This is a genomic window from Streptococcus mitis (assembly GCF_047459985.1).
GTDB classification, from domain to species: Bacteria; Bacillota; Bacilli; order Lactobacillales; family Streptococcaceae; genus Streptococcus; species Streptococcus mitis_DZ.
In genome coordinates this window covers 56,564-76,161 of the sequence record NZ_JASHHD010000008.1, presented here as the reverse complement: position 1 = coordinate 76,161, position 19,598 = coordinate 56,564, and the positions used below count along the sequence as shown (strand labels likewise).

General features: G+C 41.9%; 18 protein-coding genes and 2 pseudogenes. 4 read left to right on the top strand and 16 right to left on the bottom strand.

Translation table 11 applies throughout. The features are described from left to right. Nucleotides 1-297 precede the first annotated feature (297 nt). From QM959_RS06135 to QM959_RS06105, 7 genes and pseudogenes are all read right to left on the bottom strand, one after another. Nucleotides 298-420: pseudogene (locus QM959_RS06135) on the bottom strand (LPXTG cell wall anchor domain-containing protein); the annotation flags it as partial. A gap of 227 nt (nucleotides 421-647) precedes the next feature. After that, nucleotides 648-1,551 (bottom strand): annotated as a pseudogene (locus QM959_RS06130) (SSURE domain-containing protein); the annotation flags it as partial. A 115-nt stretch (nucleotides 1,552-1,666) separates the two neighbouring features. Further along, on the bottom strand, nucleotides 1,667-2,683 hold the full coding sequence (locus QM959_RS06125) for a glycosyltransferase family 2 protein (RefSeq protein ID WP_414372085.1): 1,017 nt from the start codon (nucleotides 2,681-2,683) through the stop codon (nucleotides 1,667-1,669). Nucleotides 2,684-2,970: 287 nt separating this feature from the next. Beyond that, nucleotides 2,971-3,636, bottom strand: coding sequence for a potassium channel family protein (locus tag QM959_RS06120; protein ID WP_414372091.1), 666 nt, complete (start codon nucleotides 3,634-3,636; stop codon nucleotides 2,971-2,973). A 13-nt stretch (nucleotides 3,637-3,649) separates the two neighbouring features. Continuing rightward, nucleotides 3,650-5,029, bottom strand: a complete 1,380-nt coding sequence (locus QM959_RS06115) for a TrkH family potassium uptake protein (RefSeq protein ID WP_414372083.1) — start codon at nucleotides 5,027-5,029, stop codon at nucleotides 3,650-3,652. Between the two features lie 32 nt (nucleotides 5,030-5,061). Next, nucleotides 5,062-5,826 (bottom strand): nucleoside phosphorylase, encoded by a 765-nt coding sequence (locus QM959_RS06110; protein ID WP_414372081.1) that lies wholly within the window; start codon nucleotides 5,824-5,826, stop codon nucleotides 5,062-5,064. Between the two features lie 49 nt (nucleotides 5,827-5,875). After that, the gene (locus QM959_RS06105; RefSeq protein WP_414372080.1) at nucleotides 5,876-6,766 is read right to left on the bottom strand and encodes a LysR family transcriptional regulator; all 891 of its coding nucleotides are present in this window, start codon (nucleotides 6,764-6,766) and stop codon (nucleotides 5,876-5,878) included. Between the two features lie 130 nt (nucleotides 6,767-6,896). Between QM959_RS06105 and QM959_RS06100 the strand changes: the two genes are divergently transcribed. Together QM959_RS06100 and QM959_RS06095 are read left to right on the top strand one after the other, a co-directional pair. Then, entirely contained in the window at nucleotides 6,897-7,931 is a 1,035-nt protein-coding gene (locus QM959_RS06100; protein ID WP_414372089.1) for a threonine aldolase family protein, read from the top strand. A 194-nt stretch (nucleotides 7,932-8,125) separates the two neighbouring features. Then, the gene (locus tag QM959_RS06095) at nucleotides 8,126-8,329 is read left to right on the top strand and encodes a CsbD family protein (protein WP_000020982.1); all 204 of its coding nucleotides are present in this window, start codon (nucleotides 8,126-8,128) and stop codon (nucleotides 8,327-8,329) included. 252 nt (nucleotides 8,330-8,581) lie between these two features. Here the strand turns inward: QM959_RS06095 and QM959_RS06090 are convergent, their stop codons facing one another. Then, nucleotides 8,582-9,820: a carbohydrate-binding domain-containing protein gene (locus QM959_RS06090; RefSeq protein WP_414372079.1), complete on the bottom strand. Its 1,239-nt coding sequence runs from the start codon at nucleotides 9,818-9,820 to the stop codon at nucleotides 8,582-8,584. Between the two features lie 334 nt (nucleotides 9,821-10,154). Between QM959_RS06090 and QM959_RS06085 the strand changes: the two genes are divergently transcribed. Both QM959_RS06085 and QM959_RS06080 read left to right on the top strand, forming a co-directional pair. Beyond that, nucleotides 10,155-10,931 (top strand): polyphosphate polymerase domain-containing protein, encoded by a 777-nt coding sequence (locus tag QM959_RS06085; RefSeq protein ID WP_414372077.1) that lies wholly within the window; start codon nucleotides 10,155-10,157, stop codon nucleotides 10,929-10,931. Further along, nucleotides 10,924-11,607: a DUF4956 domain-containing protein gene (locus QM959_RS06080; RefSeq protein WP_414372076.1), complete on the top strand. Its 684-nt coding sequence runs from the start codon at nucleotides 10,924-10,926 to the stop codon at nucleotides 11,605-11,607. Before QM959_RS06085 ends, QM959_RS06080 begins: the two co-directional genes overlap by 8 nt. 278 nt (nucleotides 11,608-11,885) lie before the next feature. On the opposite strand, the gene QM959_RS06075 is transcribed toward QM959_RS06080, so the two are convergent. The 8 genes from QM959_RS06075 to QM959_RS06040 form a co-directional block, all read right to left on the bottom strand. Beyond that, a complete protein-coding gene (locus QM959_RS06075; protein ID WP_414372074.1) occupies nucleotides 11,886-12,455 on the bottom strand; it encodes a sugar O-acetyltransferase in 570 nt (189 codons plus the stop codon). Nucleotides 12,456-12,561: 106 nt separating this feature from the next. Next, a complete protein-coding gene (locus tag QM959_RS06070; RefSeq protein WP_414372072.1) occupies nucleotides 12,562-13,416 on the bottom strand; it encodes a VOC family protein in 855 nt (284 codons plus the stop codon). Nucleotides 13,417-13,607: 191 nt separating this feature from the next. Then, the gene (locus QM959_RS06065; protein ID WP_414372069.1) at nucleotides 13,608-14,864 is read right to left on the bottom strand and encodes a choline-binding protein C; all 1,257 of its coding nucleotides are present in this window, start codon (nucleotides 14,862-14,864) and stop codon (nucleotides 13,608-13,610) included. Nucleotides 14,865-15,014: 150 nt separating this feature from the next. After that, a complete protein-coding gene (locus QM959_RS06060) occupies nucleotides 15,015-16,052 on the bottom strand; it encodes an aldose epimerase family protein (protein ID WP_414372068.1) in 1,038 nt (345 codons plus the stop codon). Nucleotides 16,053-16,167: 115 nt separating this feature from the next. Continuing rightward, nucleotides 16,168-17,334, bottom strand: a complete 1,167-nt coding sequence (locus tag QM959_RS06055) for an SIS domain-containing protein (protein WP_414372066.1) — start codon at nucleotides 17,332-17,334, stop codon at nucleotides 16,168-16,170. 118 nt (nucleotides 17,335-17,452) lie between these two features. Continuing rightward, on the bottom strand, nucleotides 17,453-17,860 hold the full coding sequence (locus QM959_RS06050; protein WP_414267455.1) for a PTS sugar transporter subunit IIA: 408 nt from the start codon (nucleotides 17,858-17,860) through the stop codon (nucleotides 17,453-17,455). A 3-nt stretch (nucleotides 17,861-17,863) separates the two neighbouring features. Further along, a complete protein-coding gene (locus QM959_RS06045) occupies nucleotides 17,864-18,685 on the bottom strand; it encodes a PTS system mannose/fructose/sorbose family transporter subunit IID (protein WP_000185293.1) in 822 nt (273 codons plus the stop codon). Continuing rightward, the gene (locus QM959_RS06040; RefSeq protein ID WP_414313249.1) at nucleotides 18,672-19,577 is read right to left on the bottom strand and encodes a PTS mannose/fructose/sorbose/N-acetylgalactosamine transporter subunit IIC; all 906 of its coding nucleotides are present in this window, start codon (nucleotides 19,575-19,577) and stop codon (nucleotides 18,672-18,674) included. Before QM959_RS06040 ends, QM959_RS06045 begins: the two co-directional genes overlap by 14 nt. Nucleotides 19,578-19,598 lie beyond the last annotated feature (21 nt).

Sequence of the window (19,598 nt, the reverse complement as noted above, 5' to 3'; positions counted from 1 at the left end):
ATAAAATCTAAAAATTAATCTTCAACCCCATTCAAACGTCTCACACTAACTTCCACCATAGCGGAACTTAATCTGAAACGCTTTCAGATGAGGGGATTTTGTGCGCTCTTTTTTTCGATTCCTTTCGTCTATAAATACAATAAAATCAAGCATGATTAAAACCAGTAGAACTTACCTTGACACGGATTGCCACTGGTTTTTAGGGTTTTTATCAGACTAACTTCCACTTGAATTAGCGATGGAACTTAGTTTGGGAATTTAGCTTTTCAAATCCTAGATAGAAAGTCTGTAGCTAGACTAGTCATTTTCCTCTTTTTTAGCTTTCAAACCGAGTCCACCTAGCAGGCCAGCCAAGGCTAATCCAAAGAATCCAATAGTAGGCATTGAGGTTTGGGCTTCACCAGTATATGGAAGCATGTCTTTTTGGTCTTTCATTTGAGCAGCCATCATTGGACTTGACACCTTGTTAGTAGCTGCCATCTTGCCTTCATCAGACATTTTGCTTGATGATGCTGAAGCTTGGTCTTGCTTCATACTTGGAGTTGCCATTGGCTGGCTAGCATTCATGGTTTTGTCCTGCTCTTTGTTCGGTATCATCTTATCCTGACTAGCAGCCGGAACTTTAGATTTCATCTCATCGAGGGACTTATACCCATTCAAGTTTACTGTCAAATCTTTTGTCGCTACGAGATTGCTCAAATCGGCCTTGCCATCTTTGGCACCGTACACTTTAATAGTAGCTTTATAACTTTGAGTTCCGTTTTGTTTCAAGAGGTCAAGAAGATCTTTATCTGATTTGCCTTGAGTTCCTGCCAAGTCTACTTCATAGAAGTAAAGACCTTTGCCCAAGTTTTCTACTGGTGGAAGAGCGGGGTTTTTAGCTGAACCGTTGTCTGACCATGGGGCCTTGTCTGAATCCTTCAAGATAAGACGAGTCAACATACCGTCACCAGCGAAGAATTCGTATGGAATGACTTGGTTAACACCAGCTGTGAATGGACCAGGGAAGTTAGCTTTATCCAAGTAAGTGGCTGGAACGTCTACTGTGTCTTTGGTGTTGTCAGCCACACCTTTTTGGACTTCGGCTGGAGTGGTTGCTGGTTGAGCTTCATTTGCTTCACGGTCTTGTCCAGAAACTGTAGGCGCAGGATTTGTCGCAGGTTTAACCGCATCCTCTGTTTCTTTCTTAGATTCTGGTTTTGCTTGCACTTCTTCTTTTGGCGCTACTACTGGCTCTTTAGCACCTGCATCTGCTTTTTCTGGAGAGCTTGTAGCATCCAAGCTTGCTTTAGGTGTTGCGTCTGCCTGTTCTGAAGGAAGAGCTGTATCGACTGCTTCTTTGAGAAGTTCTGCTGGTAAGTCGCTCTTTTCACTCACCGAAGCAGCGTCTGGCACGACTTGGGCAGGGGTTGGATTGACCACATCGGCACGTACAGAACTTGGTTGACCAACTAGGACAAAAAAGCCACTGGCCACAACAACTGAGGCAACACCGACACTAAGACGGCGAATAGACCAACGAGTATATCTTTGATTTGGATTGAATTTCATAGGATTCTCCTTAGAGTTTTTCTTTATTTGATGACTCTAGTATAATCTCCTAAAATTAAAAAGGATTAAGAAAAAGTTAAAATTTTTCTTAAATCCCTCTTATAAAATACTTATATTAATTAAAGCCATAAACAGATTTGGTGATTTGGTAGACAACATTGGAAAGTTTGCGAGCTGGCAAGACTGAATGTTTGGTCAAACGGCTCAACATGGTTTTGCGAATAGCCTGAAAGACCTCTGGATTTTCCTGCTGAATATAGGTCCACAGCTCACGTTTTTTGGCAAGATGCTCCGCTGTTCCAGCTCGGTTGAGCAAGGCACTGGAAATCACCGTCGTAATCTCAATATGATTCAGCAGATATTCTCGCATTTTGGGGTGGCTCACTTTAGATAAATCAAGCTGGTCAACCAAGAGTCGATTGACCTTGAGTTGCTGGTCAATGCGCTTAATCATCACTTGTTCATTGACAGACTGGTCCTCACGCCCAATCAAATAACGATAAAAATCAACAGGTAGATAGTACATGGTCTTGACCTGCTGAAGGGGGGTAAAGACAAAGAGATTATCGACATAAAAGGTATGCTCAGGCAATTGGAACTGACTCACTCGCAACAAATCTGTCCGATAAATCAGCGAGTGCATCATGATATACTGGCCTTTTGAGAAATTTCCGACCTGATCCCAGCCAAAAATCTGCTGGACAGGCAAGACTGACTTATAGCTCATACTCTTCTTACGAGACTGGCCTTCCTTTTCATAGACAAAATTAGTCACAAAGGCATCAACTTCCTGCCCCTCGCTCTCTAGTTCCTGCAAGGTTTCAAGAATTTTCAAGTAGGCACGAGGATCCACCCAGTCATCACTATCAACTACTTTAAAATAACGCCCAGAAGCCTCCGCCAAACCGCGATTGACCGCACCGCCATGGCCTTTATTTTCCTGATAGATGGCTCTAACGATGCTAGGATACTTGCTGGCTAAACACTCAGCTATTTCCTGAGTCTGGTCATGGGACCCATCATTGATAATCAAAATCTCAACTTGCTCACCACCAATCACTAGCGACTCCACACAATAATGAAGATAGGCTGCAGCATTATAGCTAGGGATGGCGATAGACAATAATTTCATGATCTACTCCTTTAGGGGGACTGATTTTTTCTTATACTCTTCGAAAATCAAATTCAAACCACGTCAGCGTCGCCTTACCGTACTCAAGTACAGCCTGCGGCTAGCTTCCTAGTTTGCTCTTTGATTTTCATTGAGTACTACTCTCTCTTGTCACTTCTTTCTATTTTACCATAAAGTCCAGTTCTTGAAGGACTTTTACTCGAATACAAGGGGTTCTGGTCTCATTTGGGATACAGGTTTCTCTCTATCTGCTATCTTGGATATCAAAAAAGAGGGATGCTCCCTCCTTACGAATTCAACTCTGCCAAGTCATCTAGATACTGATTGTTAATGACAGCCAAGATATAGGCACCTGCCTTCAAAAGGTCATTTGGTCCAAACTGGACATCCAGCGGTGAATTTTCCTGTTCACGAAATCCTAGAACATTGAGATTGTATTTGCCACGTAGATCTAGCTGGCTTAGACTCTGACCTGCCCAAATACTAGGAATCTTCATCTCCACGATAGACACATTTTTATCCAGCTGAAAGACATCAACATTGTTATGAAAGAGAATGGTCTGCGCTAGAGACTGCCCCATTTCATACTCAGGTGAAATCACCGCGTCGGCACCGATTTTTTCCAGCACCTTCTTGGCTGTCTGGCTTTTGACCTTGGCAATGACCCTTGGTACGCCCAAACTCTTACAGTGCATGACTGCAAGCACACTCGACTCCAGATTTTCCCCTGTTGCCACTACAACCGTATCACAGGTATCAATACCTGCAGTTCTGAGGAGTTCCTCGTCTGTAATATCGCCAACAACTCCACGCGCCAAAACAGGCTCAAATTGATTGATATGCTCGGCGTGGTCGTCAATGGCAATGATATTCATATCTTGCTTGGCAAGGGCCGTCAGGACACTACTCCCGAAAACCCCCAAACCTAAAATTCCAATCGTACGATCTGACATCATTCTTCCTTTCTTATCCAATACTAATATCTGCTTTCATATACTGAATCAAATCTTTCTTATCAGGCTGGTAATCCGCTAGGCTAACCAGCAAGGTCAAGGGACCGATACGGCCGATAAACATGAGTACCATGACAATGCTAAGGGCCAACTTGCCCAATTCTGGCGTCAGATTTGCTGTTACCCCAACTGTCGCAAGGGCTGAAATGGTCTCAAACATGAGGTAGATAAATCGCGGTGTTCCTTCTGCCGTAATTCCCAGCAACATCAAGCCCAACAAGAAGGTCATCAAAAAGATAATGAAGACACTAAATGATTTTTGGACTGTGCGAGCCTCAATGGTTCTCTGCGCAACATTGGCATGAGGTAAGCCCAGTAATTCACTACGCGCAAAGACCAATAAGACAAAGAAAGTCGTAATCTTGAGCCCCCCAGCCGTTCCTCCAGGCGCCCCTCCAAGAAACATCTGTAGGATATAGATAAACAAGGTCACAGGTCGAGCTTGAGTGTAGTCAATCGAAGCAAAACCAGCTGTTCTCATGCTGACGGTTTGGAAAAAACTAACCAGTACTTTCTCTGGGATACTGAGATTGCCAATCGTTCCTGAATTGTGCCACTCCGTAAAGAGTGTGGAAACTGTCCCAAACAGTAAAATCCCTGCAGTTAAGAAGAGGACTAGCTTGGTGTGGAAACGCAGACGGCGTTTTTTCTTCTTGTCAAACTGAGTTGCCAAGTCAAACCAGACCATAAAGCCGAGACCACCTGTGATAATCAAACCAGCAATGACCAGATTGATCAAGGGATCCGTCTGAAAAGCTACTAAACTGCTACTGCCGAAATTATCAAAACCAGCATTACAAAAGGCTGAAATGGCTAAAAAGATAGAGGTAAAAATGCCCCGTCCCCAGCCAAACTCAGGAATAAAACGGAAACTTAGTAGAAAGGCACCCAAGCCCTCCACCAGAAAAGTCGTCAAAAAGATGGACCGTATAAAAGCCCTCAGTGACCGAGTTTCCCCATAACTGAAGCTCTCCTGAATGGTTTCACGACTACGAAGACTAAGCTTTTGCTTCCCCTGAATATAAAAGACCCCGATAAAGGTCATGAGCCCCAGACCACCAATCTGTATCAAGAGCATACAAATCAACTGCCCCCAAACATTATAGGTAGTAGCCACCGGTTGCGTAAAAAGTCCAGTCACACAGACCATGGACACCGTCGTAAAAAGATGGTCAAAATAAGTGGCTTGAGAACCACTTGCTTGAACAAAAGGCAGACTCAAAAGGAGAGAGCCTACGAAAATCACCAAAGCAAAACTTAAAAAAATTCGACGAGCAGGTGATAAACGCCCCAAGGTGGTATTTATTTTTTCAAAAATTGATTTTAATAGCATAGCTACATTGTACCATAAAACCGTTAAAGCAATCACATATGACTAACGATTTCAAGACAGAGTTCCAAGGCCTTGTCAAAAGCTTCTGCACCCCAATCGCGACTATCATAATTTTCTAAATCCGCTAGAGAGTCTGCTGTGAATAGAAGTTGTCCCCAGACTACTCCTCGAAGCTGGGCAACTGCTGCAAGAGCTGCACACTCCATCTCCACAACTGCACAGCCTTCTTCCTTACGATAGGCAACTTTTTCAGCTGTTTCTCGGTAAAAACCATCTGTCGACCAGGTCATGACTTCTTCATATGGAACGCCTAGTTGTTCTAAGACTTGCTCGATAGCAGAAATCGCTTCTACATGAACATCCATATAACGAGATGGTGGCGCATAATGGTAGCTGGCTCCTTCATCACGTAGCGCTCGAACTGGAACTAGAAAAGCATTTTCTTCTATATTAGTTAGTACTCCACAAGTACCGGTAGAGATGATTTTATCCACACCGTAACCAATCAACCAATCCATAAACTGGGCAGCTGGTGCAGAACCAACAGGAGCTTGGGCTAGACAAACTTTTTCACCTTTGTAGTCCATGACATAAACGGGATAAGTTTTTGTGGCAGAAATAAACTCCCCAACGCACTCTGCTCCCGCTTCCTGGGCATAGCGGTCAATCTCCTCCTCCAAAAACGCATAGATGCACTTCTTTGGCAAGTGTAAACCCAGCCCCTCGTGATTGGGCATGATGACCGCCTTAGGATTGTCATCAAACTCTAAAATAGGAATCGCATGCTTCTGAATCATAACCTACCTCCTCTAATTTTGTACTATTGTATCAAAAGATGACCGAGTGTCAAGGAGTTTTCTTTAGCAATTCCGAAAGCTCCTCTTCCATACATTTAAGAAATCGTTGCACTGCTGGAGAAGTTGGTCTCTGTCTTGGCAAAGCAAGCCCGAGTGAGACAAACCGTGGTGGGTTTAGGGGCAACTGGACTACATCTTCTTTCCAATCCTGTGCTATCATAGCCTGATTAAAACTCACTCCTAATCCTGCTTTTACTAACTGATAGGTAGTAAATCCATCTTTTGTTGTAAAACGTGTTTTTAAATGTAAACCTTCTTGCTCAATTAGTCTGTCCTGATCTGTGTCTTGAGCTGGTAAGGTATGAATAAAATCCTCTGCCTCTAAATCCTTTATCTCGTATTGAGTTTGTCTAGCCTTAGGATGATTTTTAGGAAGCCAAACAAGAAGTGGATCCCGATAGAGTTCTTCCCAACTATAATCCGTCTTATCTTGAGGCTCTGCACATAAACAGATATCGACGGATTTTTCTGCCAACCACTTAGCTATTTCCTTATTTCCACCCTCCAACAACTTAATCTGTATATCGGGATAGCTTTCTGAAAAGACTTTTAAAAGACGAGGCATCCACATAGAGGATACACTAAAGTAGCAGGCAATCGTGATAGAACCGCGGACTACTCCTTTTATATCATCGCTCATCTCTTGTGCGACCTGACTAGATTCAACGATTTCCCTGAAATAAGGCAACATCAATTTCCCATTTTCAGTTAAACGAACTCCTTTTTTACTGCGGATAAACAAAGAAAATTCTAATTCCTCTTCCAAGCTAGAAATCATTCTAGTGATCCCTGACTGAGTATAGTTGAGTTGTTCTGCTGCAGCTGAAAAAGAACCTGTTTCACTTGCAATTAGAACCGCCTGGCATTTACTTGCGTCCATTTTTCACTCCTTTTCTTTTATCTATTCCATTTTATCATAGTTGATATGATTTTTTGACGTTTGTGTAATGAATGTATTTCTTGTACAATAAATACATCAATTAAGAAAGAGGTCTTTTATGACAAACAAAATCCTAAATTTTGCAAATGATTATCTTCAAGGAGCACACCCTGCGATTCTTCAACGAATCATGGAAACCAACGAAATGGAAATGAGCGGATATGGGAGCGATTCGATTAGTGCCAGTGCTATTGAAAGCATACGAAAAGCCTGCGCTTGTCCGCAGGCAGCGGTTCATTTTCTTGTTGGTGGAACCCAAACCAATCAAGTCATGATTGACAGTCTCCTACAATCTTACCAAGGAGTGATTGCTGCAAAAACTGGCCATATCAGCGTTCATGAGGCTGGTGCTATCGAATTTGGAGGGCACAAGGTACTCGAACTAGAGGGAACAGATGGAAAATTGACTGCCCAGCAAGTCAAAGAAACTATTGAAGACTATTGGGCTGATAAAAACCATGAGCATATGGTCATGCCAGGAATGGTCTATCTCTCTCAACCAACTGAGCTTGGAACCCTTTATTCAAAAGCAGAATTAGAAGCTATTTCTCAAGTTTGTAAGGAAAAGAATGTTAAACTCTTCGTAGATGGTGCTCGTCTTGCTTACGCTCTTGCCTGCCCTGAAAATGATGTTCATCTTGCTGATTTGGCTCGCTTATGCGATGCTTTCTATATCGGAGGTACCAAATGTGGCGCTCTTCTCGGGGAAGCAGTCGTTATCCCAAATCCTCAACTTCTTCCTCACATGACCACCATTATCAAACAACATGGTGCCCTTCTAGCTAAAGGAAGACTTCTCGGTATCCAATTTGACGAATTGTTTAAAGACAATCTCTATCAAACGATTGGCAAAGATGCGATTTCCTACGCCAACCAGATTCGTCTAGCTTGTAAAAATGCTGGTCTCCCCCTTTATTTTGAAAATCCAACAAATCAGGTCTTTTGTATTGTGAATGATGAACAGATGAAAAAACTGTCTCAAAAAGTAATTTTCTCTTACTGGGAAAAATACAATGATACCCATACAGTCATACGTTTTGCTACTTCTTGGTCTAGTCGAAAAGAAGATGTAGGGGCTCTATGCAAGGTGATTGAGGAGTTATAACAAGAAGGCTTCGAAGAAGTCTCTAATATCTTTATCGCTGAATATGATAAAGGTCAATTGAATGTTGTCACCTATTAAAAAATAAACTGATGCTTTTCGTATCAGTTTTTTGCTTTTTAACACTAAAGGGTATATACTTAAATTAATATCTGATTTAGTTTAGATAATACAAAAAATTAACGGAGGTATTCCACATGTCAATCGAAGAAAAATTCAACCAAGCTAAAGGTTCTGTTAAAGAAGGTTTTGGTAAACTAACTGGCGATACAAAAACTCAGGCAGAAGGTGCTGCAGAAAAAGTGGCTTCAAAAGCTAAAGAAGTTGCCGAAGATGCTAAAGAAGCTGTCGAAGGTGCAGTATCTGGTGTTAAAAATATCTTTAAAAAAGACGGAGAATAATTTCCTGTACAATAAGCACTCTTATTCCACATGCTTAGAAAAGCATTGGAATTAGGGTGTTTTTTTGCTCGTTCAAACATCAGAAAAGCACCCCTTTGAGATACTTGATAAAGACTTGGTAGTTATTCTAACTAATATGTATAAGAGATTGATGTGGGTTGGATAGAAGATATAGAAGAAATATTTAGTCCCTCGACTTTTTTCCTCCAACATAAAATATCTCCCTTCTCTTTCGAGAAAGGAGATTTTCTTTTATGGTCGTCCACCAGGTGCACCACCCCCAGGACCACCATTTCCTTGAGGGCCTCCACCACCAGGCATCGAATTTACAATCTCAGTTTGTTTTTCACCGTTGATGTAAATATCCCCACCTGTGTAGGTTGCTGTTCCATCAAAGTCAAAGCCTGATTGTCCTATCAATTTAATGGTTCCACCTGTAACCGTGATATTGCCGTTTGAGTCGATTGGGTCTGTATCCCCTTGACCGACTTCTACAGTTAGATTGCCTCCTGTCATGGTAAAGTAAATATCGCTTTTCTGGGCATTTTTATTAGCTGCATTGACTCCATCATCTGTCGCGTAGACATTGATATCACCACCATTGATCGTAATGGATTTTCCTTCAATTCCTTCAGTCGCATTCTTGACTGTGTAAGTACCGCTATCAATCACTAGTTTGCCAGAAGCGTGAATGCCGTCATCGCCTGCTGTGACTGTTATGGTATTGTTGGCCAAATACATATTTCCGACAGTCAGATCGTCATCATTATCAACTTTGACACCATCTTCCTTGGCATCGATAGTCATGGTTGTACCAGTGATATTAAGTTCATCATTGACATTAAAGGCATCTCCTACCGATGTGATGTTAAAGGTTCCACCCGTGATGCGAAGAGTATCATTTGCCTTGATAGCATTGCTTTTCTTCCCATCTACATTGAGAGTTCCTGAACCATTGATGGTCAAATCAACCTTAGAAAAGAGGGCGGCATTTGCCTTTTCATCACTGTTAGAGCTTGAGTCTGACAGGCTATTTGTCGTCCCTTCTGCTGGAGTGAGGTAGACATGACCGGCGCTTGTAGCTGAAATAGCCGCATCTGTATTGGTCATGGTCGCATCTTTTAGGACAAGTTTCACATCATCAGACTTATCAGCTGCAATTTTAATTTGCACTCCGTCAGACTGACCAGAAATGACATAGGTACCTGCTTTTGAGATAGTCACTGTTGAACCAGAAACTGTCACACCATCTCCAGAAACACTTGCAGATGAGCCAGATAGCTCAATCTTAGAGGCTGTGCTTTCATCATAAGAAGTGTCGTAGTCCTTTTCTGTAAAGTAAGAAGATTGACTGTTTTTAGCTGAAGTTGTGATAGCAGTGGTATCTGCCGCTGCAGTTGTACTTGACTTAGTTGTTGACTGCCCACAAGCTGTCATCAAGGTCAAAGCTGTGAAACTGGTTAAGATTAGGGTCCATTTTTTTGATTTCATACTTTTTTCCTCTCCTTCATTTAGCTTGAGTTTAGTTTACAGGGGAAGTCTGAAAAAAATCTAAACTTTTTCTGAAAGTTTTCTTAAATTTAGTTTCGATTAAGTTATCTTTAACAAACGTTTTAGGAAAATTCCATAGACTAGTCACAAGCAAGTTCAACTTGCTCAGACACACCTATCTGCTAATAAGATAGTGTGCTGATACTCTTCAAAAATCTCTTCAAACTACGTCAGCGTCGCCTTGCCGTACTTAAGTACAGCCTGCGGCTAGCTTCCTAGTTTGATCTTTGATTTTCATTGAGTATGAAACAGTTTGATAAAGGAGACAGGATTTATGAAACCCATTGAAACAAGCTTTAAACGAATTGAAACCAAATATGTCGTTGCCAAAGATGACTTGGCTAATTTAATAGAAGACTTAAAAATATACCTCGTCGAGGATGATTATCCAACTTCTACCATTTCCAACATCTACTTTGATACAGAGCAATTTGATATGATTCAGGATGATGGCCAAGGTACTAAGCGAAAAGAAAAGATTCGGATGCGAACCTATCTCAGTCAAGTTCAACCTGATAGTCAGGTATTTTTAGAAATCAAATCCAAGGACAGGACTGGTGTCGGACGAAAATATCGCCTCTTGTCGACTCCCCAGTCTATCACCCAGTTTATGACCAAAGGACAGCTGGATAACAGTATCAAGGACCGAATGATGATTGAAAAAATTCAGCAACTCCAAGAGGAATATCAGCAAACCATCATCCCTCGTATGTATATTTACTACGACCGCTTTTCTCTCAAGGAAAAGAAAGAAATTAGCGGATTTCCCTACAATAAGATTCGTGTCACCATTGACCAAAATCTAACCTATCGTGATGATAATGTCAGTTTATTCTCAGGAAAGGACGGTTTCCCTCTACTAAATGAGGACATTGTCATCATGGAAATTAAAGCACCTGGTAGAAAACCCCAATGGTTACAAGATATTCTCGACCAATATGGACTGGTAGAGCAGAAATTTTCAAAATACAGCTGCGCCTACCACAAGTCTCAAGGGCTGGACTATAGCCCACGACCAAGCACAGAAAGTGTAGGTACTACTTATGTCTAATCTATTTAATTCTATTTTCAACAGTACAACTGCTACTGCCAATCCTATCCAGCTCTTTCTGGCTCTCTTGGTCAGCCTGATTTTAGGTTTGGCGCTGACCTGGGCCTACAAACACCGTACCCTCTATACACGGGAATTTGCTGTTAGTTTGACCCTACTCCCCTGCTTGATGACCTTGGTCATCTTTCTGGTAAATGGTAGCTTGGGGACTTCAATTGCAGTAGCTGGAACTTTTAGTTTGATTCGTTTCCGTTCAGCTACTAGTGGCTCACGGGAACTAATTGCTATCTTCCTTGCCATGATTATTGGGCTGGCAGCAGGGACAGGCTACCTAGCTCTAGCTATTCTCTTCACCGTCTTTATCTTAGCAGTATGGCTTCTTTTAGAGAAACAACAAAGCAAGAGCAAGCACCAACGTCGCAGACTATTAACCATCACAATTGCGAACCAAGAAAAACAACTCCAAACTATCCAATCTGGACTGGCACAATTCTGTACTGAGTTAGACCTCATCTCGATTGATACCAGCAATAATGGAGAACAAGTCACCACTGTCTATGAAGTGGATTTCAAGGCTCAAATCGATGACTTCCAAATCATCAATTACCTCACTAAAGAACAGGATACTTACCAGGTTTCCCTGACCAAAAATGCCAAGAAGAGAAAGAATTTGTAGAACTTCTAGCGTAAAACCTAGCAAAAAGCTAGGTAAACACTCATACTTGATGAAAATCAAAGAGCAAACTGGGAAACTAACCGCAGACTGCTCAAAGCACTGCTTTGAGGTTGCAGATAGAACTGACGAAGTCCGTCACCTATACATACGGCAAGGCGACGTTGACGTGGTTTGAAGAAATTTTCGAAGAGGATCAATTGTAAAATATGATAAAAGGCATTATATCAACGTTTTTTAAACATTTGATATGATGCCTTTTTCTTATCTTAAAAACTTTTTTACCAATCTCTTTCTTTTACAGGGATTTCCTTGATAACACGCGCAGGATTGCCACCCAAAACAACATTGTCTCCAAAGGACTTTGTAATCACGGCCCCTGCTCCTGCAACAACGTTATCTCCCAGTGTCACTCCAGGAAGGACAATGACACCACCACCAGCCCAGAAATTATCACCGATGGTGATGGGCTTGCCGTATTCAACACCTGAATTACGATCCTGCGGGTCCAGTGGATGGAGTGGAGTCAAGAACTGACAGTTGGGACCAATCATGGCATTGTCCCCGATGCGAATCGGACAAACATCCAGCATAGTCAAGTTCCAATTGGAGTAAAAATTTTCCCCTAGATGGATATTGACCCCATAATCGACTACCAGTCGTGGATTGACATAGAGATTTTGCCCGGTTGACCCAAACCAAGTCTTGATAATTTCCGTCCCTTTCAAGGGATCTTCTTCCTTGTTAAAGGCAGTCTGTTTTTGGCGAGAAGCCTGAGCCAAGGTCCGCAACTCGGGATCAAATGGATGATAGGGTTCTCCCGCTATCATTTTCTGGTATTCACTGGTCATTGTACTCTTCTCCTTATTCTCTACTATCATATCAAATTTTCTACCTATCTGACTAGGATAAGGAGTACTTTCTACAGTTTATACTCTGATTTTCATCACATCTTGCCTATCTTGCTAAACGAATACGGGTCACGATTCCGTCTGGGTCTGTGATTTCCAGCTGGCTAGATGTCAGCCATTTGATTGGAGCATCAACTTCTTGTGCTCGTTGCGCAATCGCTAACAGTTCTTCTTTATGTGCGACTTCAATGACATAGTAGGCTAAACCTGGCAAGCCTTGCTTACGCGGAGCCAGATTTTTTCCTCCCCATTCATTGACTGCTAAATGATGATGGTAGTCCCCAGCTGCAATCCAACTAGCGCTAGGCACACTGAATTTATCCTCTAACCCTAACACCTTTTGATAAAACTGGCTGGACTTTCGGCTATCTTTAAAAGAAAGATGAATATGCCCCATTCTCGTACCATCTGCTAGGATAAATGGCTCTACTCTTTCCCCCAACCCATAGATATCCTGCGCCGCAAGGGCTTCCGTCACCCCGATAATGCGTCCATCTTCTCGAATATCCCATGTAGAAACCGGCTTATCTCGATAGAGTTCAATGCCGTTTCCCTCCAAATCCTCCAAGTAAAGGGTCTCACTGTAACCATGGTCTGCACCGCCAATAAGAGGAATCTGTAAATCTGTCAGGTGTTTCAAGACATCAGCCAAAGCCTTGCGTGTCGGCAAGAGAATAGCCAGATGGTAAAGGCCATAATGTTTCCTTACTTCACCGCTCTCTTGTGCTTGAATCAGCTGTACCAAGGCTTTTCCATCAAGACCTAGAACGGCCTCTATCTCAGTTTGAGATAAGATTTCTAAACCAAGCACTTGCTGATAAAAGGCTGTTTGACTGGCCAAATCCTTTACATTTAAAACTGCCTCTGCCAAATAAATGTGGCTCTTATATTCATAGGTCATAGGATGTCTCCTTTATTGTAATTTTAATTATTACAACTATTATGTAACTTCTATCAAGAAAGTCAAGTCAGACAACTTGAAGCCTATATTCTAACAAAAAGAGGTCAATGTTCGTCATCAACCTCTTTCCTATCATTCATTCTTTCTGCTAAGTAAGATGAATACTTTTCCTATGACTTGCTATTTTCAGCCTAGTTTACCCATTCACCATTGCCATTTACACGGTAACCATCTGGTGTTGTTGTGCTGACTGCCAAAGCTCCTGAACCATATGCATAGTACCAGTACTTGCCTACTTTAAACCAACCTGTCTTCATGACACCTGATTGATCAAGATAATACCAAGTACCATTTTCCTTGTACCAACCTGTCTTCATGACACCTGATTGATCAAGATAATACCAAGCACCATTTTCCTTGTACCAGCCTGTCTTCATAGCTCCTGAACCGTCAAAGTAGAACCATCTGCTACCATCTGTTCCCCAGCCTGTAAACATCGCGCCAGAACTATCAAGGAAATACCATGCTCCATCAACTTCTACAAATCCAGTCTGCATGACACCTAAACCATTCAGATAGTACCATTTACCACCTGTTTTTACCCAGCCTGTCTTCACATCACCAGACTCATAAAAATACCATTTTCCATTAGATTGCACCCAGCCAGACTGACTAGATGTAGATGTTCTAAAATCTTTCAACGATTTTTCTACAACTATAGCTTTACTTTTAACTGTTGAAAGGTTTGATGCAGTCACTTCTGTATACTGAATAGCAGAACCATATCCACCAGCCAATTCCTCTGAAGAAGCATCATCACCTAAAGCTATAGAAATCGTTGCCACTTTCTGAGAACTAGCTTCATTTCTAAAAGCCGCAAGCCCCACATAGGTAAATTTAGAATTGATCAGAACCTCATAATAACCTGTAAATTCTTTAGATGTTCCACCCTTCTTTTTCGCTACATAATTCGCCTTCTCAGCATGCCAGTTTTCAATTGCTTTTAGAAAACCTTCATAGTTCACATCTAAAGCTTCTCCTCTTATACTATTACTAGATGGAAAAGCAGTCCAGATTTCTTTCGTAGAAAGACGCTCAGGTTTTAAAGCTACTGACACCTCAGTAGCTCGTACAAAAGCAGTTTTCTCAAGATCAGTAGACCATTTAATAGGGACATACTTATCTACCAAACCTTCATCAGCTGCTTCCTTACGAATCTTATTAATAGCATCCAAAATAGCTTGTTTATCTGGGGTTAAAAATTCTCCCTTAATCCCAACTAAAACGTTGCCACTAGAAGGATTTAACACTTCTGAGCTCAAAACATTTTCATTTCTACCCTCAGCAGATTGTGTTGCCACCAATCTGTCATTAGCAAAAACATCATTTGTCAAAACTGCTCCAGCCAAGGTCAAAGCCAAGGCGCTAGCAAATACAATTTTCTTCATTTTTTCTCCTTTTATCCTATAGATAGGACAGGTATTTTCAATATTAAATTATATCATATTTTCCTACTCTTTGTCTTTATTTATCTATTCCTACTAATCTAATTTAACAAAAAAACTTCCTAGACCTCAAAAGTAGACGCAATGATTCTTTTATTTCACAACAAGCTCATAACGTGTCTTACTTGTGAAGGTTTGACCAGCTTTGAGAATGACTTGGTCTTTGAGGTCACTGTGAATGGCATCTGGTAAAACTTGCGCTTCAAGGGCAATCCCATTGTGCTGTACCATTGGCTGACCTCCTATGATAACACTCTCATCCACAAAGTTTGCTGTGTAGACCACAAAACAAGGAGCCTCTGTCTTGAAGAGCAGGAAGCGACCTGAGTTTTGGTCATAAAGGAACCCAGCATTGTCATGGCCTGCAGGAAGGGCAAATGGATGGTCTAAACCAGAAACTAGTTGGATTTGCTCATCTTCTTCTGCAAAGATGTCTTTCAACAAGGCACCATTGTAGATGTGTTTAACCGCATCACGATTTGCATCTGGAGTTTTGGCAGGAACACCGTCGGGGGCGATTGGGTAAATCCCCTCCGTATTTAACTGGAAAACATGACGGTCAATCGTCTGCGTGAAATCACCAGACAAGTTGAAATAGCTGTGGTTGGTTGGATTGACCAGCGTATCCTGATCTGTCATTACCTTGTAGATGATTTCATAGGCACCAGTTTCTTCCAAGTGATAGCTAATCCAAATCTTGAGGTTACCAGGAAACCCTCCTGTCCCATCTGTACGCTCTGTGTAGAGGGTCAAGCCATGGTCGCTCACTTCAACTAGTTCAAACAAGCTCGAATCCCAACCAGTTGAACCACTGTGGTTACAGTTGCTTGCATTGTTGACTTCGAGATCATAGGTCTTGCCATTGAGTTCAAAGGTCGCACCTGCAATACGGCCTGCCACAGGACCTACGCTAGCTCCATGTTTGGGACTGTTGCCTACATAGCTATCAAAGTCATCAAAGCCCAAAATAACATTGGCAAAATTTCCAGCCTTGTCAGGTGTGACATAGCGCAGGATGGTCGCACCATAAGTCATAACTTCAAGCTGGTAGCCACCGTCCGTCTCAAAGCGATAGGCCAAGACATCCTTGCCCTCAACATTTCCAAATACACGCTCTGTGTATGCTTTCATTCTGTTCTCCTTTTACTATTTCTCTCAAGCAAACAAACCATAGAAAGCGTACTGACAATCTATGGTTTATCTGATAATTTACAAATCCTCTTGTCAAGAATTCATAAACACTTTCTTACTTTTGATATTCGTGGATGATAACACCTTGTACCACACGGTTGACTGTACCTGTAGGTGATGGCGTATCAGGTTTATTTTCTACCTTGAGTGAAGTCAATAGGGCAAAGAGTTGGGCATAAACGATGTATGGGAAGACACGGTAAATATCATTCAATACACCACCACAACCAAGAGCCACTTCTTTGACATTTTCAAGACCAAAAGCTTGATCGCTCAAAAGTACAACACGGCGAGCAATTTGGTCGCCTGCAACTTCACGAACTAAGTCCAAGTCGTACTTGCGAGTGTAGTCTGTCGTTGTACCAAAGACCAAAACAACCGTATCTTCGTTGATAAGAGATTTTGGGCCGTGACGGAAGCCAACTGGACTTTCATACATAGTTGCAACCTGACCAGCAGTCAATTCCAAAATTTTCAACTGTGCTTCATGAGCAAGTCCGAAGAATGGACCTGCACCCAAGTAGATCACTCGGTTAAAGTCGAGGTCAACCAACTCTTTGACATCTTCGGCATTGTCTAACACTTTACGTGCAAGGCTTGACAATACTTCAAAACGATCAGATTTAACTGCAAAGTCTGTCGGATCAAATACCAAGAGTGCGGTCAACATCATTGAAGTGAAGCTTGAAGTCATGGCAAATCCAGCATCGTTAGAAGCAGCTGGTTGCAAAAGCAAAAGATTGCGGTCATCACCATGGGCTTGAAGAGCCAATTTGCCATCTGCTGCACAAGTAATCGTCACTTGATAAAGCTCATCCACCAAGGATTTGGCCAAATCAACAGTCGCCACACTTTCAGGCGAGTTCCCACTACGAGCAAAAGATACAAGGACAGTCGCCACATCTTTTTTCAAATAAGTTTCTGGATTGGCTACAATATCCGTTGTCGCAATAGCATTGAAATTCCATTTGCGTTCGTCGTAGACTTCCTTAAAGTAAGGTACCAAGGTATCTCCCACATAAGCAGAAGTTCCAGCGCCAGTTAGGATTACTTTGATATAATCATGCTTATCTGCAATTCCTTGCAAGAAAGCTGCAATTTCATCACGTCGTGCTTGATAAGTTTCAAAAGCTTCTTTCCAAACATCTGGTTGTTGGTAGATCTCGCGTGTTGTGATTTCTGCCCCCAACTCAAGCAATTCTTCTTTTGTATAATCTAGCATTGAGTCCCTCTAATCTATTATTATATTATTTTTTATTTAAAATATGGGAATGGGAGTAAGCCCCATTCCCATTTATATTCTATGAAATATGTTCTAACAGTAATTCTGTTATTACACCTTATTCATCTTCATCGTCATCGTCGAAGCCAGCCAATAAATCATTAACTTTGACAATGCTTTCTGAAGCACGACTCTTATAATCTGCATCAGCGCCGGTTAGGCTCGCATTGATAAACTCGATTACCATTGGAAGATTCATTCCTGCATAAAGTTCGATGTCACGACCTTCCATAATCAGACGGCTCACCACGTTACATGGTGTTCCACCAAGGAGGTCAGCAAAGACTAGGAAATCATCTAAACCTTCGACAGCAGCTTCAAATTTTGCAGTGAAATCTTCTGGCCCATCTTCTGGAAGAAGAGCAACTGCATGAATATTTTCTTGTGGACCCATAATCATTTCTGTGCTACCTTTAAGTTCTTCACAAAAACGTCCATGACTCACTAAAATTAATGATTTAGTCATAAATTATGCGCCCATTCCAAGTGCAAATTTACCAAAGGCAGAAAGAGCCAAGGCAAGCACGATAATGATACCGATAGCTTTTGTAGAGTTCATACCTTTCTTACCAAGCAACCAGAAGATAAAGGCAGTGAAGATTGCTGGAAGCAAGCGTGGGAAGATTGAGTTCAAGATGTCTTGGAAGTCAATCATCTTTTCACCGATTGGCAATTTGTATGAAATTTCAAAGTTGATCATTGTTGCTACAAGAGCACCCATCATGAACACACCAAGTACAGATGCAGCTTCAATCAAAGCTGTCAAAGTGCTTTGCATGTTGTTGATAAGGTTAACCCCTTCTTTGTAGGCAAATTCCAACTGTTTCCAACGGAAGATGTCATACGCTACTGCAACTGCGATCCAAAGGAAGATACCCCAAGGTTGACCAGCGATAGCCATTGTTGCAGCGATAGATCCCATGATAGCAGGTACAAGTGAACCAAAGATAGTATCTCCAAGAGGAGCGAATGGTCCCATCAAACCAGTCTTGATACCGTTAACCGCATCTTTTGAGCCAACGCCATCTTTTTCTTCCATGGCAAGGTCAAAACCAGCGATGATTGTGTGGAAGAATGGTGAAGTGTTGAAGAATTGAGTATGAACTTTCATCATTTCTTTCAACTCAGGAGTTCCATCTCCATACATTTTACGCAATTGTGGCAAGATCATGTAAAGGTAACCTGATGCTTGCATACGTTCGTAGTTCCATCCCAATTGGAAAGTGAACAAGCTACGTTTGTTAATTTGATTAAAATCTTCTTTTGTTAATTTGTAATTAGAATTCGTCATCTTCAATTTCCCCACTTTCTGATGGTGTAGAAGGTGCTGCTACAGCAACTTTTTGGCTGTTCTTGAAGTGAACAACTGCAAGGAAGATACCCACGATAGAGATACCGATCATAGACAAACCTTTGAAGTTGTTGGCAAAGCCAATTTTTTCAGCAACGTCAGCAGGAAGAGTGCCAATGATACCAGCAACTGCTCCACCAAGACCTGTTACGTATGAGTAAAGTACAGTCAACATAGCTGTCAAACCGAATCCCATAGCAAGGTAGTGAAGGTTACGTTTAACTGGAAGGTAACGAAGCAAGATAGCGAATCCAAGACCTGGAAGCATACGACCTGCAAGAGTCAAACCGTCTGCAACCCATTGGTATTCTTTAACAAGGTTTACAACACCTTGTACGAATTCTCCACCGAAAGCAAGGGCGAAGAATACTGGAAGGGCACGAGAAAGAGCCCAAGGAAGCGCACCAAGAAGGTAGTTGCGTTCGATTCCTTTGTAGTCAAAGCGTTCGATCGCAGCATCAATACGGTGTGCGAAGAATGTAGTAGTCATACGACCAAGTACGTCGAAGTAAGTCAAAAGTGCCGCTACTGGTACAGCGATTGTAGTGATCGCAAGGTCAGTTTCGATACCTTGTGAAACTGAGAAAGCAGTCGCAAGAACCGCACCAGAAGTTGCGTCGATACGAGAAGCACCACCAAAGGTACCTACCCCAAGTACGAACAACTGCAAGCTACCACCGATAAACAAACCAGTTGTCAAATCTCCCATGATCAAACCAGTAATGAAACCAGCGAATACAGGGGAACCTGCAGAAGAAACGATCGTCAACTCATCACAGATTTGATAAGCTGAGTACAAAGTGAGAAGTAAAATTTGCCACCATTGTATCATAACAATGACCTCCTAAAAATT